We start from the raw sequence: 1320 nt of genomic DNA, 5'->3' as shown, positions 1-1320 counted from the left end.
GGGGTGGCGGCCGGACCGCCCGCACTCCACGCCGCGTGGTAGCCGAACAGGTCGGTGTGGTTGTACATGATGGTGTACGCCCGGCTGCCACCGGCGGAGAAGCCGGCGAAGGCGCGGTCCTGCGCCCGGGTCGAGACGTGGTAGTTCTGCTCGACGAACGGGAAGATGTTGTCGCGCAGCTCGTTGACGTAGCCCTCGTTGCCACCGGGGAGGCCGTTGAAGTCGGTGGAGACGATCACCATCGGCTGCGCCGCCCGGTCATTGACCGCGTTCTCCAGGATCAGGTGGGCCACGCCCTGCATCGTCCAGGCGGTCGAGTGGTCACCGCTGCCGTGGCTCAGGTAGAGCGTCGGGTACGGCGTGGCCCGGTTCGGGTCGTAGCCGTGCGGCAGGTAGACGACGATGTCGTGCACTCCCGCCGGGTTGGTCGACAGTGGCGAGGGGTACCGCCGGGACTCCAGCCGGCCGACCTTGGCCACCGGCGCCTGGTAACCGGTGTCGTACGTGGGGAACTTCCGGCTGGCCGGAACGTAGATCGTGCTGCGTACCGCGCCGGGCGCTCCCGGGTACTGCGGCTGGATCTGCCAGCGGTTGGCGGGGTCGTCGTGCAGGGCACAGCCGGTGGCGAGCTCGTTGGCGCAGTCGTGGGTGAACGCGTAGCGGAAGGTGCCCGCCGGCAGTGGCGTGGTGAAGGTCCACACCCCGTCGGGACCCTTCCGCATGGCCTGGGTGTGCCACGGGGTGGCCGCGACGTCGCCCGGCTGCCACTCGGCGGGCGGGCGCGCGTCGCCGCAGTCCTGGCAGCCGATGTTCTCCGGTCGGGAGTAGAACCAGTCGCCGTAGATGTGGACCTGCTGGACATCGGCTGGCGCCTGGTACCGGAAGGTGACTGTGTAGCCGGTGGGGGCCTGGTCGGTGCGGGTGACGGTCGGGCCCAGCGGCGCGGGCGGCGCCGGCGGTGCGGCCGAGGCCGCCGGTGCGGCGACCGTGCCGGCCGTGACGGTGATGGCGGCGAGCAGCGCGAGCATCAGCCGGCGCGTCGGTGCCGGCGTCAGGGGACGGGGAGGTGCAACGGGCATGTCCTGCTCCCTCTTCGGCGTGTGGTCAGACCGCAACCGAGCGGCCGACCGACCATTCGATGGTGAGGCGAAGGGATACCAGTAACGAGCGATGCAGCGATGCGAGCGCTAACATCGTTCCCTGTCGAAAACAAAACCATGAATTGCATTGATGGTCAAGAAGGGTCCGTGAACCCGGACCAAAGAAATTGCGCCACCAACAATTTGGGCACACTTCGGCGGCGCCAGAACGACCGGCGCG

General features: G+C 69.2%; 2 protein-coding genes. Both read right to left on the bottom strand.

Annotated elements, in window-relative coordinates:
- Positions 1-1079, bottom strand: a 1079-nt coding sequence (locus tag KBX53_RS33165) for an alpha/beta hydrolase-fold protein (RefSeq protein ID WP_247676575.1), incomplete at its 3' end; no start/stop codon positions are given.
- A gap of 25 nt (positions 1080-1104) precedes the next feature.
- Positions 1105-1320 (bottom strand): hypothetical protein (locus KBX53_RS33160; RefSeq protein ID WP_210863803.1); only part of this gene is annotated, 216 nt, incomplete at its 5' end.

Origin of the sequence: Micromonospora sp. M51 (genome assembly GCF_018070305.1) — a bacterium.
GTDB classification, from domain to species: Bacteria; Actinomycetota; Actinomycetes; order Mycobacteriales; family Micromonosporaceae; genus Micromonospora; species Micromonospora parva.
The sequence above is the reverse complement of the archived record's forward strand: the minus strand, read 5'-3'. Positions and strand labels throughout refer to the sequence as shown.